This is a genomic window from Eikenella sp. HMSC071B05 (assembly GCF_001811325.1).
Taxonomy (GTDB): domain Bacteria; phylum Pseudomonadota; class Gammaproteobacteria; order Burkholderiales; family Neisseriaceae; genus Eikenella; species Eikenella corrodens.
The window spans coordinates 414,650-428,886 of the sequence record NZ_KV804551.1 but is presented as its reverse complement, the minus strand read 5'-3'; the positions used below and the strand labels follow the sequence as shown (position 1 = coordinate 428,886).

Annotated in this window: 14 protein-coding genes; 10 read left to right on the top strand and 4 right to left on the bottom strand. The window is 56.5% G+C overall.

Going from position 1 to position 14,237, the window contains the following annotated elements; all coding sequences use genetic code 11:
• The first annotated feature begins 72 nt into the window (after positions 1-72).
• The 3 genes from gltX to HMPREF2796_RS08165 are packed head-to-tail and all read left to right on the top strand — an operon-like array spanning position 73 to position 2,859.
• The gene (gene gltX, locus HMPREF2796_RS08175) at positions 73-1,479 is read left to right on the top strand and encodes a glutamate--tRNA ligase (protein ID WP_070632763.1); all 1,407 of its coding nucleotides are present in this window, start codon (positions 73-75) and stop codon (positions 1,477-1,479) included.
• 56 nt (positions 1,480-1,535) lie between these two features.
• Entirely contained in the window at positions 1,536-2,195 is a 660-nt protein-coding gene (gene hda, locus HMPREF2796_RS08170) for a DnaA regulatory inactivator Hda (RefSeq protein ID WP_070632761.1), read from the top strand.
• Positions 2,196-2,199: 4 nt separating this feature from the next.
• Entirely contained in the window at positions 2,200-2,859 is a 660-nt protein-coding gene (locus tag HMPREF2796_RS08165) for an HAD family hydrolase (RefSeq protein WP_070632759.1), read from the top strand.
• A 97-nt stretch (positions 2,860-2,956) separates the two neighbouring features.
• On the opposite strand, the gene HMPREF2796_RS08160 is transcribed toward HMPREF2796_RS08165, so the two are convergent.
• The gene (locus tag HMPREF2796_RS08160) at positions 2,957-3,823 is read right to left on the bottom strand and encodes an ATP-binding protein (RefSeq protein WP_070632757.1); all 867 of its coding nucleotides are present in this window, start codon (positions 3,821-3,823) and stop codon (positions 2,957-2,959) included.
• A 157-nt stretch (positions 3,824-3,980) separates the two neighbouring features.
• Between HMPREF2796_RS08160 and HMPREF2796_RS08155 the strand changes: the two genes are divergently transcribed.
• The 6 genes from HMPREF2796_RS08155 to HMPREF2796_RS08130 all read left to right on the top strand — a co-directional run bounded on the left by HMPREF2796_RS08155 (position 3,981) and on the right by HMPREF2796_RS08130 (position 8,389).
• A complete protein-coding gene (locus HMPREF2796_RS08155; RefSeq protein ID WP_070632755.1) occupies positions 3,981-4,634 on the top strand; it encodes a GAF domain-containing protein in 654 nt (217 codons plus the stop codon).
• A gap of 49 nt (positions 4,635-4,683) precedes the next feature.
• On the top strand, positions 4,684-5,274 hold the full coding sequence (ribA, locus tag HMPREF2796_RS08150; protein WP_003822705.1) for a GTP cyclohydrolase II: 591 nt from the start codon (positions 4,684-4,686) through the stop codon (positions 5,272-5,274).
• Between the two features lie 67 nt (positions 5,275-5,341).
• Complete coding sequence (ispF, locus tag HMPREF2796_RS08145; RefSeq protein WP_003822703.1) at positions 5,342-5,827, top strand: 2-C-methyl-D-erythritol 2,4-cyclodiphosphate synthase; 486 nt, start codon at positions 5,342-5,344, stop codon at positions 5,825-5,827.
• Between the two features lie 110 nt (positions 5,828-5,937).
• A complete protein-coding gene (locus HMPREF2796_RS08140) occupies positions 5,938-6,633 on the top strand; it encodes a hypothetical protein (protein ID WP_141749186.1) in 696 nt (231 codons plus the stop codon).
• 119 nt (positions 6,634-6,752) lie between these two features.
• Positions 6,753-7,421 (top strand): ribose-5-phosphate isomerase RpiA, encoded by a 669-nt coding sequence (gene rpiA, locus HMPREF2796_RS08135; protein ID WP_003822701.1) that lies wholly within the window; start codon positions 6,753-6,755, stop codon positions 7,419-7,421.
• Between the two features lie 251 nt (positions 7,422-7,672).
• Positions 7,673-8,389: an SDR family oxidoreductase gene (locus HMPREF2796_RS08130; protein ID WP_003822699.1), complete on the top strand. Its 717-nt coding sequence runs from the start codon at positions 7,673-7,675 to the stop codon at positions 8,387-8,389.
• A gap of 387 nt (positions 8,390-8,776) precedes the next feature.
• Here HMPREF2796_RS08130 and trpB read toward each other — a convergent pair whose 3' ends face one another.
• Both trpB and queA read right to left on the bottom strand, forming a co-directional pair.
• Entirely contained in the window at positions 8,777-9,985 is a 1,209-nt protein-coding gene (trpB, locus tag HMPREF2796_RS08125) for a tryptophan synthase subunit beta (protein ID WP_070632753.1), read from the bottom strand.
• Positions 9,986-10,082: 97 nt separating this feature from the next.
• Complete coding sequence (gene queA / locus HMPREF2796_RS08120) at positions 10,083-11,114, bottom strand: tRNA preQ1(34) S-adenosylmethionine ribosyltransferase-isomerase QueA (protein ID WP_070633470.1); 1,032 nt, start codon at positions 11,112-11,114, stop codon at positions 10,083-10,085.
• A 238-nt stretch (positions 11,115-11,352) separates the two neighbouring features.
• Between queA and HMPREF2796_RS08115 the strand changes: the two genes are divergently transcribed.
• Positions 11,353-13,509, top strand: coding sequence for an AsmA family protein (locus tag HMPREF2796_RS08115; protein WP_070632751.1), 2,157 nt, complete (start codon positions 11,353-11,355; stop codon positions 13,507-13,509).
• 247 nt (positions 13,510-13,756) lie between these two features.
• Here the strand turns inward: HMPREF2796_RS08115 and bfr are convergent, their stop codons facing one another.
• The gene (gene bfr / locus HMPREF2796_RS08110; protein WP_070632749.1) at positions 13,757-14,230 is read right to left on the bottom strand and encodes a bacterioferritin; all 474 of its coding nucleotides are present in this window, start codon (positions 14,228-14,230) and stop codon (positions 13,757-13,759) included.
• Between the last annotated feature and the right edge of the window lie 7 nt (positions 14,231-14,237).

Sequence of the window (14,237 nt, the reverse complement as noted above, 5' to 3'; positions counted from 1 at the left end):
ACCACGGCGTTGGTTCGCTTGGTATCGAAAGCTTGCTAATCCGCTATCTATCTCATTCTGAAAGCCAACATCATGACCATCAAAACCCGTTTCGCCCCCAGCCCCACCGGCTACCTGCACATCGGCGGCGTGCGCACCGCGCTGTATTCATGGGCATTTGCCAGACACCACGGCGGCGAATTCTTGCTGCGCATCGAAGACACCGATTTGGAACGCTCCACCGCCGAATCCGTGCAAATCATTCTCAACGGTATGCAATGGGTAGGCCTGCACGCCGACAATGCCGATAATATCGTTTACCAAACCCAAAATTTCCCGCGCTACAAAGAGTTAATCCAACAACTGCTGGATTCCGGCCACGCCTACCATTGCTATTGCAGCAAAGAAGAATTGGAGCAGATGCGCGAAAAAGCCGAGCGCGAAGGCACGGCCACTTACGACCGCCGCTGGCGGCCGGAAGCCGGCAAAACACTGCCGGAAATTCCCGCAGTGGTAGAGCCAGTTGTCCGCTTCAAAATGCCGACCGACGGCGTTACCCGCTGGAATGATTTGGTAAAAGGCGAAATCAGCATTCCCAATGCCGCGCTCGACGACCTCATCATCGCCCGCGCCGATGGCACGCCCACCTACAACTTCTGCGTGGTGGCCGACGATATGGACATGGGTATCACCCACGTTATCCGTGGCGACGACCATGTGAACAACACGCCGAAACAAATCAATATTTTCAAAGCCCTCGGTGCCACCCCACCCGAATACGCCCACCTGCCCATGATCCTGAACGAGCAGGGCAAGAAAATCTCCAAACGCAGCGGCGACACCGTAGCAATTACCGAATACGAAGACATGGGCATCCTGCCCGAAGCCCTGCTCAACTACCTCGCCCGCTTGGGCTGGGCGCACGGCGACGACGAGTTTTTCAATATGGAGCAGTTCGTGCAATGGTTTGAGCTGGAACACGTTTCTTCCTCCGCCAGCCGCATGGATGCAAAAAAACTGTATTGGATCAACGCCGAACACATCAAAGCCACAAGCAACGCCGAACTGGCCAAACTGGTGCTGCCGCGCTTGGAGAAACAAGGTGTTGCGGTTTCAGGTAACCCAAAGCTGGAAGAGGTGCTGGCACTGGTAAAAGATCGCGCCCACGATTTGAATGCACTGGCCGCCGAATGCGCCTATTTCTACCGCAAAGCCGTGCCACTGGAAGCCGATGTGGCCAAACATTGGGATAGCGAAGCTCCCGCCAGAATGCAGCGTTTCGCCGCCAAACTGGCCGAACTGCCCGAACAGGATTGGACGGCAGAAAACATCCACGCCCTGTTCGCCCCGTTCTGCGAAGCCGAAGGCATCAAAATGGGCAAACTTGGTATGCCGCTGCGCCTAGCCGTGTGCGGCACGGCCAAAACGCCCAGCGTGGATGCTGTGCTGGCCTTGATCGGCAAAAAAGAAGTGTTGCTCCGTATCCGCGAATCGGCTTAAACCGCGAAAGGCTACCTGAAAGCAGCTACCCTGTTTCAGGTAGCCTCCATCACATCATGAATCAACTCATCCTCGATTTTCCCGCTGCTCCTCCGAGTTTCGACACCTTTCTCGGCCAGGGCAACCGCGAGCTGTTGCAAGTTTTGCGCGAGCAGCGCGAGCCCTTTGTGTATGTGTGGGGGCCGGCCGGCGCCGGCAAAAGCCATTTGCTCCAAGCCTGGGCGGCGCAGGCCGAAGCGGCCGGATTGAGCGCACGCTATCTGAATGCTGCCAACGAGCCATTGCACGAGATGCCGCCGGCAGGCTGCCATCTCGCCCTCGACCAAATAGACAGCCTAGATGCCGACGGCCAAGCCGAATTGTTCAATTTCTGCAACCACATCCGCCAAAGCCGGCAGGGCGCGCTCCTGATTGGCGCCAGCGTGCCGCCGCCGCGCTTAGCCGTGCGCGAAGACCTGCGCACCCGCATGGGCTACTGCCTGGTGTATGAAATCAAACCGCTCAGCGACGAAGAGAAAGTTGCCGCCCTAATCGAAGCCGCTCGCAGCCGCCAAATCCGTATTTCGCCCGATATTTTCCGCTACCTGCTGCACCACTGGCGGCGCGACATCGGCAGCCTGATGGCCATGCTCGACGCGCTCGACCGCCACGCCCTTGCCAGTCATCGACCCATCACGCTGCTTCTGCTCAAACAACTGTTGCAACAGGATATTTAAACCAATGAATCTCGCCATCTTTGACCTCGACCACACCCTCATCAACTGTGATTCCAGCAGCGAATGGAGCAATTTCCTGCACGAAAAAGGCATCTTCAGCGATGCCGATATGCAGCGCCATCAAGCGTTCGACCAAGACTACCGCAAAGGCTGCCTCGATCTCGATGCCTATCTCGCCTTCGTCCTGCGCCCGTTGGCCGAATACAGCCGTGCCGAGTTGGACGAAATGCACCGCGAGTTCATGCAGCGCATCTGCCCAAGCATCACCCAAATGGCCAGAATGCTGGTCGATAGCCACCGTGATGCCGGCGACACCCTGCTGTTGATTTCCGCCACCAACGAATTCATCATCACCCCCATCGCCCGCGAATTCGGCATTGAAAACATCATCGGCATCAGCCTTGAAACCGATGATGAAGGCAACTACACCGGCCGAGCGGTGGGCACGCCCAGCTTCCAAGAGGGCAAAGTCACCCGCCTGCACCAATGGCTGGCCGAACGCGGCCAAAGCCAGGCCGACTACGAAAAAGTTTATTTCTACAGCGATTCCCGCAACGACCTGCCGCTCTTGGAGCAGGTAAACCAACCCGTAGCGGTTAATCCCGACCCCGTACTCACCCTCACCGCCGCACAGCGCGGCTGGCCGATTTTAGATTTTGTGTGATGATGCTAGCGGCTTAGCCGCAGCATGAAAAAGGCTACTTGAAAATCCTGTTGCCAAGGTTTTCAGGTAGCCTTTGGTTTTTATCTATTGCAAACAGCTAATCCACTTCCCGCTCGTGCGGCAGGCGGCCGGCCCAATCGCAGGCGAACTGGTAGGCGGCGCGGCCGGAGCAGCTGCCGCGCATCTGTGCCCATTGGAGGGCGGCGCGGCGGGCGGTGTCGTCCAGCGGCAGGCCGGCATCGGCCAGCCAGCTTTCGGCAGCGGCGAGGTAGTCTTCTTGGCTGAAGGGGTAGAAGCTGAGCCAAAGGCCGAAGCGGTCGGAGAGGGAGACTTTTTCTTCCACGGCTTCCTGCGGGTGTACTTCGCCGCGCTCGCCGATGCGGGCAAGGTTGTCGGCCATGTGTTCGGGCATGAGGTGGCGGCGGTTGGAAGTGGCATAGACCAGCACGTTGTCGGCGCGGCGGGAGAGGCCGCCGTCCAGCGCGGTTTTGAGGGCTTTGTAGCTGTCTTCGCCGTCTTCAAAGGAGAGGTCGTCGCAGAAAACGATGAATTTTTCGCTGCGCGGGGAGAGCAAGTCGAGCAGGGCGGGCAGGCCGGCCAGGTCGTGTTTGTCCACTTCAATCAGGCGCAGGCCGCGCTCGGCGTATTCGTGCAGCAGGGCTTTGATCAGCGAGGATTTGCCCGTGCCGCGAGCGCCGGTGAGCAGGGCATTATTGGCGGGGCGGCCGGCGAGGAATTGCTCGGTGTTGCGCACCAGACGCTGGGTTTGCGGGCTGATGGCACACAGGCGGGCGAGGGGAAAAGTGTGCGGGCGGGGCAGGGCGGTGAGCAGGCCGCCGTTGCCGTGTTTCTGCCAGCGGAAGGCGATGGCTTGCCAATCGGGTTCGCGCTGTTCGGGCGGCAGGATTTGGTCGAGGCGGCGCAGTACGGAGGCGGCTTGCGTGAGGAAGGGTTTGAGTTTCATGGCGCGGTTGGATGGCTGGTTATCAAAAGAGGGAAGGCTACCTGAAAATGTCGGCATGGCACAAGGGGCAGTGCGGTGATAGCCGATTGCTATAGCAATGGAAATTGTCATTTGCCCGATCTGGCAGTATCATTGCCCATTTTTCAGGAAAGCCGCCATGAGCACCGCATTGATTCAAGACTACCTGCGCACCCAAGGCCTGAAACTGTCGGCAGAGGCGGTGCAGATAGCCATGCTCACCGCCAGCAGCGTGATGGCGGCGGGCAGGGCGGAGATTGAGCCGGAAATCCTGTGGTATCGCAGTGCGGACGGTGTATTGGAGCAGCATCTGCCGCGCAACGAAGCGCACCACGCCCGGTTGCGCCAAATCTTTATGGCGCTTGATTCCGCCTATACCGCTAGCCCCTGCCGCAGCGCCGCCGTGTATCTGCTGCACACACCAGTTAGCCTGCTGCACCTGGTGGCGCAAGGCGAGCCGTTGGAAAAGCTGCTTGCCGTAGAGCAAGACTTAGAAGCCGCGCACACCGCCCACCTGGCCACGCGCAGCGCGCAAACCGGCTGGCTGAACCAAATAGACGACGTTGCCCAATGGCTGCAAAACGGCGACCTCGCCGGTAGCCGCCACCGCCCCGGCAGCCAGCTGGCCGTACCGGTATGCGCCGAAAACGGCCGCGTGCTCGGCGTGGTGTATCTCGAACATGGCCACACCGCTGCCTTCGATGAAGCCGCCCAAAGCATCTGGGTCGGCCTGGCTCTTGCCTTGACCGAACCGCTCGCCGATTTGTTGCAGCCGGAAGACGCCGTCGAATAAAGGCTACCTGAAAGTTAAAAACAAGCACTCCACACACCAAACAAGCACCATGACCCCGCTAAAATTCATCGCCTCCTGCCGCCTGCCCACCGAATACGGCATCTTTACCATGCACGGCTTCGAAGAGCCAAGCGGCCAAGAACACATCGCCCTGAGCATGGGCAATATCGCCAACGGCGAGCCCGTGCTCTCCCGCATCCACTCCGAATGCCTCACCGGCGACGCCCTGTTTTCGCAAAAATGCGACTGCGGCCCCCAGCTACAAGCCGCCATGCAGGCCGTGCAGCGCGAAGGGCGCGGCGTGATTGTGTATCTGCGCCAAGAAGGACGCGGCATCGGCCTCATCAATAAAATCCGCGCCTACGCGCTGCAAGACCAAGGCCTCGATACCGTAGAAGCCAACCTCGCCCTCGGCCTGCCCGTAGACGCCCGTGATTTCAGCCTGGCTCAAGCCATCTACCAACACCTCGGCGTTCACTCCATCCGCCTGCTTACCAATAATCCCGATAAAATCAGCAAGATGGAGAAAAGCGGCATTAAAATCACCGAACGCGTGCCACTTTTGGTGGGACAAAACAGCGAGAACACAGGCTACCTGAAAACCAAAGCCGCCAAACTCGGCCATTTGATCGACAATTAATTTTTCAGGTAGCCTCCCGCTCCAAGACTACCTGAAACCTAAAATCCACCCAATAAAGGCAACTTCCATGACCCTCCGCATCGGACAAGGCTACGACGTCCACCAGCTCGTGCCCGGCCGCCCGCTCATCCTCGGCGGCGTAACCATCCCCTTTGAAAAAGGCCTGCTCGGCCACTCCGACGCCGACGCTCTGCTGCACGCCATCACCGATGCCCTGCTCGGCGCCGCCGCCTTGGGCGATATCGGCACCCACTTCCCCGACACCGCCGCCGAACATAAAGACGCCGACAGCCGTGCCCTGCTGCGCCAAGCCTACACCGTGGTGCAGGCTCAAGGCTGGCGTGTAGTGAACGTGGACAGCACCATTATTGCCCAGCAGCCCAAACTGCTCCCCCATATCGACGCCATGCGCGCCAACATCGCTGCCGACTTGGGGCTGGCTGAGAACTGCGTCAATATCAAAGGCAAAACCAACGAAAAACTCGGCTACCTCGGCCGCATGGAAGGCATCGAAGCCCAAGCCGTGGTGCTGCTGGAAAAGGCTGGCGGATAAACCCCGAATTCCGCGTATAAAAACGAAAAACGAGCGGGAGGGACGCGGATTTGCCAAGCCGCCCGTTTTTCAGGTAGCCTCAAGCCCCATCAGGCTACCTGAAACCGGATTTGCCCCTTCTTTCCTTTTCAGGTAGCCTCTCTGCCACCAGCCGGAAAGGCCGCACGATGAAATTCACCAACCTCCACCAAAACTTCATCCTCCTCGCCCCGCTTAGCATCAAGCAACACCTTGAAAACCGTGCCTTCTGGCCCGCCTTCATCAACGAAATCAACCCATTCGCAGGTAAAATCAAAGGCATACCGCGCATCGGTGCCAGCCAATATGACAGCAACGGGGAAGTCAAACTCGGCCGCCTATCGTGGCGCGCGGAAAAATTGCAGAAACTTGCCGATAACTACTATCTCAGCACCCATCCGGAAGCCTTTGACTTTCCCTACTTCTTTGCCAATTTCCCTAGCCCCGTTACCTGTTCCAAGCAAGACACCACGCCGGCGCTTACCCTGACGCTGGATGACGCCACCTCCGGCGGCCTGCCGCAGAGCGGCCTGCTGCTCAGCTTCCGCCAAGATTATTTCGACGAACTGGGCGAAACTGTTGTGCACGAATTACTCAACCGCCTCAGCGCGCTGCTGCAAGCCGGTTTGCGCCTGCGGAAACAAACGCAATACGCCTACCCCTACAAGGATAGCCTTTCCGACGTATGGCAAGACTGCATCATGGATTTATTCCCCACCCATGCCGCCGAGCTTACGAAAAAAGGCTGGGAAATTAAAAAAGATTTTGCCGGCTGGGCAAAGTTCTAAACCCCGTCCGCCAAAGCAAAAGGGCAGGGCGGCCGCATACCCAAACTCCCGCCCGCATAGTAGAATAAGGCTACCTGAAACGAAGCCAAGCCCACCAATCACGCTAACAGGAGAACACTATGTCCGCCCAAGACCAACTCAAACGCACCGCCGCCCAAAAAGCCCTCGAATTCGTGCCCGAAAATGCCTACATCGGCATCGGCACCGGCAGCACCGTAAACTTTTTCATCGAAGAGCTGGCCAATAGCGGCATCCGCATCAAAGGTGCCGTTTCCACCTCCAAAGCTACCAGCGAACTTTTGAAACAACACGGCATCCCCGAAGTGCCGCTCACCGAGGCGGACGAGCTGCCCGTGTATATCGACGGCGCCGACGAAGTCAACCACAGCCTGCAAATGATTAAAGGCGGCGGCGGCGCGCTGTTGGCCGAAAAAATCGTGGCCAGCGCCGCCGAAAAATTCGTCTGCATCGTAGACGAGAGCAAATACGTTTCCAGGCTGGGCAAATTCCCGCTGCCGATCGAAATCATCCCCGCCGCCCGCTCGCTGGTGTCGCGCCAGCTGCTCAAATACGGCGGCAGCCCGCAGCTGCGCTTGAATTTCACCACCGACAGCGGCCATAAAATCATCGATGTGCACAATATGCCGATCAACGAGCCGCTCAAACTGGAAGACGAACTCAACCGCATCCCCGGTATCGTGGAAAACGGCCTGTTTGCCCGCCATCCTGCCCACGTGCTGATTATTGGCCGGGCAGAAGGCGCAGAAGTGATCAAAATCGGCAGCTGATTGCAGCCGTTTGGCCGGGCAGGGCGGCAGGCTACCTGAAAATGGCAGCCTGCAATGGGGAGCGCAAACTTGCCCCAGGCTTGTGTATAAATGCCAGAGCTCTCCTGGATATTTTCATATTTCAGGTAGCCTCAAGCAGCATTTATCAGGCTACCTGAAAACATCAAACCAATTGAAAATACGCAATCTTTACGCAGGAAGACAAGTTTCTGCATATCCAATCACCAGCTCAATCATCAGAAAGGGAACGCATGAAACTGCAAGATAGAGTCATCCTGATTACCGGCGCATCACAAGGCCTCGGTGCCGAAGCCGCCCGCGCCTGTGCCGAAGCCGGCGCCACCGTAGTGTTGGTGGGAAGACATCAGAAAAAGCTGGAAAAAGTGTACGACGCCATCGTTTCCGCCGGCTGCCCCGAGCCCTTTGCCGTGGTGTTCGACCTGATGGCCGCTGAAGAACAGGAATACGAACGCCTGGCCAAAGCCGTAGCCGAAGCCACCGGTGGCCGTCTCAACGGCATCATTCATAGTGCCGCCTATTTTTATGCACTCTCGCCGCTCGAATTCCAAACCGTGGCTGAGTGGGTAAACCAATACCGCATCAACACCGTCGCCCCCATGGCGCTCACCCGTGCCTGTTTGCCTATGCTGCAGGCTGCCTCCGACGCTTCGGTGGCCTTTATCGGCGAGAGTCATGGCGAAACTCCGCAAGCCTACTGGGGCGGCTTCGGCGCCTCTAAAGCCGCTTTGAACTATTTGTGCAAAGTTGCCGCCGATGAATGGGCACGTTTCCCCAATCTGCGTGCCAACGTGCTCGTTCCTGGTCCCGTTAATTCCCCGCAACGCATGAAAACCCATCCTGGCGAATCTCGCAGCGAACGCCGCGAATTAAGCGAACTTGCCCCTGAGTTTGTGTATTGGATGAGCGAGGAAAGCAAAGGCCGCAGTGGCGAGATTGTATATCTATAAGCAGTTTAAATTTGTGTAGCAGATTTTCAGGTAGCCTGATTGCATGTGAAAAGGCTACCTGAAAATTTATGTTTCTAATGCAGATAACAACTACAGATTGAACACTCTAGTTATATACAACAAAAATATTTCGCTGCCTTGCAGATTGTTTCAAATCAGCGAATGTATACTTAATTAGCCTGCATAAAATGAACAATACTAAAGTTCGCATAATGTATATTATGTAAAATTATTCATAAGTAATTATTGAATAGCAAAAATCGGATGCCTGAGTTGTATACAGATGCCTTTGCTACTTATGCTGATCTTTTAGGATATACGCCTTCAAAAAACGCCGAAACGGATTGATTGACCGTTTCGGCGTTTGTTTATTGTTGCGGTACAGATTTAAGCAAAATCCAATTTACCTAACACGAAGTCGATATCTTTATCGCCGCGGCCGGAAAGGTTGACCAGCAGGCGTTTGCTGCCGTCAAGTTCGACCGCGCGGCGTAAGGCATAGGCCACGGCGTGGGCGGATTCGAGCGCGGGAATAATGCCTTCTTCGCGTGAGAGTGCCAGGAAGGCGTTGAGGCATTCAGCATCGGTGGCGGTTTCGTAGCGGCCGCGGCCGATATCTTTCAGGTGGCAATGCTGCGGGCCGACACCGGGGTAATCCAAACCGGAGGCGATGGAATGTACGGCGGCGGGTGTGCCGTCTTCGTTTTGCAGGTAGTAGCAGTTGAAGCCTTGGATATTGCCGAATTTGCCTTTGGTCATGGTGGCGGCGTGGCGGCCGGGCTTGTCGAGGCCTTCTCCTGCAGGCTCTACGCCCACCAAGGCTACGGATTGGTCTTCCATAAAGGCGTTGAACAGGCCGATGGCGTTGGAACCGCCGCCCACGCAAGCGATGACTTCATCCGGCAAACCGCCCTGCTCGTGCTGGAATTGTTCGCGCGCTTCGTGGCCGACAATACTTTGGAAATAGGCCACCATTTCGGGATACGGTGCGGGGCCAACCACGGAGCCGATGGCAAACATGCTGCTGTCGATTTGTTCCAGATAGGCGGCGAAAGCGCTATCAACGGCTTCTTTAAGTGTGCCTGCCCCGGCAGATACGGGTACGAGTTTGGCGCCGAGGATTTTCATGCGCGATACATTGGGGTGCTCTTTGGCAATATCGACCACGCCCATGTGGATTTCGCATTCGAGCCCGAGCAAGGCGGCTGCAGTGGCCAGCGCTACGCCGTGTTGGCCTGCGCCGGTTTCGGCGATCACTTTTTTCTTGCCGAGTTTTTTAGCCAGCAGCACTTCGCCGATGCAGTGGTTGATTTTGTGGGCGCCGGTGTGGTTGAGGTCTTCACGTTTGAGGAAGATTTGTGCGCCGCGTTTGGAGAGGGTGCGGGCGTGGTAAATGGGGCTGGGACGGCCGACATAGGTGGCTTGCAAGCGTTTCATTTCGCTGATGAAGTCGGCATCGCTGATGATGCTGTGAAAGCCGGCTTCCAGTTCGGAGAGGGCTTGGGCAAGGGCGGGATGGCCGATGCGGCCGCCGTGTTGGCCGAAGTTGCCGTTTTGATCGGGAAGGATGAGGGGGTTGAGCTGCTCTTGAATCATGTTTTCTCCTGTTGGGTGTGAGAAGGGATGGTTTTCAGGTAGCCCCTTGGGGATATGAGGCTACCTGAAAAATGAAAATGGCCGCCCTGCCCTGTTTTCAGGTAGCCTCTGCCCGGGTAAGCAGCATCGCATCGCCGTAGCTGAAAAAGCGGTATTGCTGTTCGATGGCATGGCGGTAGGCGGTGCGGATGTGTTCGACGCCGGAAAAGGCGCTCACCAGCATCAGCAGAGTGGATTTGGGCAGATGGAAGTTGGTAATCAGGCCGTCGGCTACCTGAAAACGGTAGCCCGGGGTGATGAAAATATCGGTATCGCCCTCGCCTGCTTGCAGATGGCTGTTTTGGGCGGCGGCTTCCAGGCTGCGCATTGAGGTGGTGCCGACCGCCCATACGCGTTTGCCGTTTGCTTTGGTTTCCTTAATAGCTTCAACGGTTTCAGCAGGGATGCTATACCACTCTTTGTGCATTTTATGTTCGGCAATATTTTCGCTGCGCACGGGCTGGAAGGTGCCGGCGCCCACGTGCAGGGTCACTTCGGTGCGGCGGATGCCGTTTGCCTGCAGTTGGTTCAACAACTCAGGGGTGAAGTGCAGGCCGGCGGTGGGGGCGGCAACGGCGCCTTGATGTTTGGCGTAAATGGTTTGGTAGCGTTCGTCATCAGCTGCGTCGGCAGCGCGCTCAATATAGGGTGGCAGCGGCAGTCGGCCGGTTTGTTCGAGGATTTGGTATACGTTGAGGCTACCTGAAAACCGCAGCTTAAAAAGCTCGCCTTCGCGCTCTTCCATTTGCGCCAGAATGCCGCCGTCAAATTCCAGCAGGCTGCCGGGCTTGGGGGATTTGGAGGAGCGGATGTGCGCCAGGGCGCAGTGTTCGTCCAATACTCGTTCAATCAAGGCTTCAATGCGCCCGCCGCTGGCTTTGTGCCCGAACAGGCGGGCTTTCATCACTTTGGTGTTGTTGAACACGAGCAAGTCGCCGGCTTCGAGCAGGTTTGGCAGCTCGGCAAACAGGCGGTCGCATAGGGGGCGGCCGGGGCGGGCGTCGAGCAGTCGGCTGCTGCCGCGACGTTCGGGCGGCTGCTGGGCAATCAGGTGTTCGGGCAGGTGGAAATCGAAATCGGCAAGCTGCATGGCGCGGTAGGCAGGGGGAGGAAAGCGGGCATTATATAACCATTTTGCTTGAATGTTTGGGGTTTGCATTTTCAGGTAGCCTCATATCGGCCAAGGCTACCTGAAAAATCGGCAAGCATTTTCAACCGATATTTTCAGATTACCCTCCGCCACCTCTGAAAAAATCGGCTAAAACCCTTGCCAGACGGGCATAAAGCAGCTACCTTTCGTTTGATTCCCTATTGCGTACGGTATTTCGATGAGCAAACAGCTGTATTCCGGCAAAATTTGGAGCAAACTCTGGCTGAAAGCGCTGCTTTTCGGCCTGGTTTTGTTGGCATTGTGGCTGGGTGCATCATTCGGTTTGAGCCGATTGCTCAGTGAAGCCCGCATCCGCCAAACCGCCAACCAAATGCTTGCCGCACAAGGCCAGCAGCTGAATTTTGATGGCCGCCAAATCGAACGCGGCTGGTTTCCCTACCCTTATGTGATGCTGCACCAAGTGGGATTGAGCCGTGCGCAGGAAAAAGGCCAAACGCTGAATGCCGAGGCCGTACGGCTTTCATTTAGTTGGTCGGCTTTGTGGGGCGATGTGTCTATCCACAGTCTGCACCTGCAACGCGCCAGCATCAGCGCGCGTCGGCTGGAAAGCGGGCAATGGGAAGTGGCTGGGTTCACTGCTAACCAAGCAGCAAGCAGCACCCTGCCCCGCCATATCGAACTTGATGATTGTTCCCTGCGCCTGCAATACGGCGAACAAAAACAAACCCTGCGCCAAGTGTCTGGCTTTATCGATCGTGCCGCCGAAAACTTTAGCCTCTCTGCCAGCCTGTTTACCCCGCAGGAATACCGGATAGAAGCTTCCGGCGCTTATAGCGGCAGCCACTTTGAACAACTTCAAGCCAATTTGGCTGGCTTCCTACCCAATGGCCAGCCCTTCACCGCTGCTTGGCAAGGCAATGCCGACTATACCGCCGAGCAAAGCCGGCTCAATACCAAAGACGGCCGGCTCAGTATCCAAGTTCCTGCCTGGTCGCTCAATATTGATGGCAATACCCGCAACTGGCAATTCTCCCCCGACAGCGTCGTTTTGCCTGAAACCCACATTGTCTTCAACATCGACGCTGACAACAGCCAACCATCGGCTGAAACCGTGCGGCATAGCGGCAGCGGCAGCATCAACAAGGTTTCCTATCAAAACCGCACCTTGTCAATCGCTGGTTTCCAACTCAGCGGCACAGTGGAATACGAGCAAGGCAGCAGCGGCTACAGCGCCAACGGCCGCCTCCAAGCTCAGCCTGGGCATTTTCAAATCGACAATCTTTATCTCAGCACCCGCCACAACGCCGCCCCAGGCAGCATGCCCTATCTCTCCGGTCAATGGCATGGCCAAGCCGCTGGCAATAGCCAAAACTGGAAAGCAGAGCTGCGAGGCAGCCTTGATAACAACGAAGGCTACCTGAAAATTTCCGGTAGCCTCAACGAGCAAGGCCACAACATCGAAGCGGCTCTCAATCTAAGTAAACTTTCGCTCAGCAGCTATCTCGAAACCAAACGCCCCGCCCCTGCTGCCGAAAACACCGCAGCCCCTTTGTGGCTGCAATACTGGCCGCGTGCCCTGCGTCATCGCCAAATTCAGCTTACCCTCGATATCGGCACACTGGAAAGCTCCGGCCTGCAAATCCAAAACTTCCACAGCACCCTGCACCTTGATGCCGACAAGCTCGAAGCCCAAACCATCAAAATGCAGATGTATGAAGGCAATGCCGAAGGCAGTGCCGTGTTGCACTACGACAGCCCGCCCAAATGGGAAACCGCTATCCAATTCAACAATATCCAAATCAAACCCTTGCTGCAAGACGCCTTCCGCTTCAACCATCTCAGCGGACGCGGCAATGCATCCTTCCGCCTGGGTGCAGAAGGTCTCAAACGCAGCGAATGGCACACCACCCTGGTCGGACAAGGCAAAATCGTGCTCGACAACGGCGCGTGGCAAGGCATCAACCTTGGTAAACTCCTCAACAAGCCCGAGAATCTACCCGCCCAAAACTTGATCCGCTACAACGCCGAGAGCACCACCCCCTTCCGCCATTTCAGCATCGAAGCCAGTGTAGAAAACGGCATCGGTACCACGCCCAGCCTCAGCCTGCAAAGCGATAGCCTCAATCTCAGCGGCCAAGGCAGCTTCGACATTCGAACTGCCTCCCTCAACTACGCCGTGCTCGCCAGTGCAGGCCAAGACCTCTGGTTGCCGTTGAAAATCAACGGCAGCATCAGCCGCCCCAACTTTGCCCTCGATTACCAACGCATCACTGGCAATCTGCAAAGCCCCGAACAAAAACAACGTGCCTTGCAAGATGTACTACAACAGCAATGGCAGTGGATACAGAAACTACCGGAGAACCAACAGCCATAGCTGTGCCACCTTGCTTCCAAATTTGCTTGTCTTTTCCTAGTAATAAGTTTCAGGTAGCCTAACCCAGCCACACAAAGGCTACCTGAAAGCGGAAGCTTTAGCGCAGTTAAAACTTGCAGCGTAATTTTTCAGGTAGCCTGTGCTACTTGAAACGGATTGATTCCACAAAAAACAGCCTGTCGCTGAAGCGTACAGGCTGTTGCTATTTGGAAAGGGCTTTGCCGAGTTTGGCAGTGGTGTAGTGTTTTTAGTCCTCTTGCGCCCCAAGTTGCAGGTAGTTCTGCAAGCCCAAATTTTCCATCAGATCCAGCTGGGTTTCCAGCCAGTCGAGGCGCTCTTCGTTTTCGTCTTTCTGTTTTTCCAACAGCTGGCGGGAAACGTAGTCCTGCTTTTCTTCGCACACGGCAATGGCTTCTACCAATGCCTGGTGCTTGTCTTGCTCTTTTTGCAGGTCGCAGCGGATGATTTCTTCGGTGTTTTCGCCAATCAGCAGTTTGCCGAGCTCTTGCAGGTTAGGCAGGCCTTCCAGCAGGAGGATGCGCTCGATCAGGTCATCGGCTGCTTTCATCTCGGTGATGGATTGTTTGTAGAAATAACCGCCCAGCTCTCCCAAGCCCCAGTTTTTCAGGATGCGGGCATGCAGGAAATACTGGTTGATGGTAATGAGCAGGATGCCCAAATTTTTATTGAGCTGGCGGATAACTTCGCGATCGCCTTTCATGCGTTTT

Excerpts from the sequence above, each read along its gene's own strand:
- gltX (WP_070632763.1), top strand. The coding sequence starts at position 73 with ATGACCATCAAAACCCGTTTCGCCCCCAGCCCCACCGGCTACCTGCAC.
- hda (WP_070632761.1), top strand. The coding sequence starts at position 1,536 with ATGAATCAACTCATCCTCGATTTTCCCGCTGCTCCTCCGAGTTTCGAC.
- HMPREF2796_RS08165 (WP_070632759.1), top strand. The coding sequence starts at position 2,200 with ATGAATCTCGCCATCTTTGACCTCGACCACACCCTCATCAACTGTGAT.
- HMPREF2796_RS08160 (WP_070632757.1), bottom strand. The coding sequence starts at position 3,823 with ATGAAACTCAAACCCTTCCTCACGCAAGCCGCCTCCGTACTGCGCCGC.
- HMPREF2796_RS08155 (WP_070632755.1), top strand. The coding sequence starts at position 3,981 with ATGAGCACCGCATTGATTCAAGACTACCTGCGCACCCAAGGCCTGAAA.
- ribA (WP_003822705.1), top strand. The coding sequence starts at position 4,684 with ATGACCCCGCTAAAATTCATCGCCTCCTGCCGCCTGCCCACCGAATAC.
- ispF (WP_003822703.1), top strand. The coding sequence starts at position 5,342 with ATGACCCTCCGCATCGGACAAGGCTACGACGTCCACCAGCTCGTGCCC.
- rpiA (WP_003822701.1), top strand. The coding sequence starts at position 6,753 with ATGTCCGCCCAAGACCAACTCAAACGCACCGCCGCCCAAAAAGCCCTC.
- HMPREF2796_RS08130 (WP_003822699.1), top strand. The coding sequence starts at position 7,673 with ATGAAACTGCAAGATAGAGTCATCCTGATTACCGGCGCATCACAAGGC.
- trpB (WP_070632753.1), bottom strand. The coding sequence starts at position 9,985 with ATGATTCAAGAGCAGCTCAACCCCCTCATCCTTCCCGATCAAAACGGC.
- queA (WP_070633470.1), bottom strand. The coding sequence starts at position 11,114 with ATGCAGCTTGCCGATTTCGATTTCCACCTGCCCGAACACCTGATTGCC.
- HMPREF2796_RS08115 (WP_070632751.1), top strand. The coding sequence starts at position 11,353 with ATGAGCAAACAGCTGTATTCCGGCAAAATTTGGAGCAAACTCTGGCTG.
- bfr (WP_070632749.1), bottom strand. The coding sequence starts at position 14,230 with ATGAAAGGCGATCGCGAAGTTATCCGCCAGCTCAATAAAAATTTGGGC.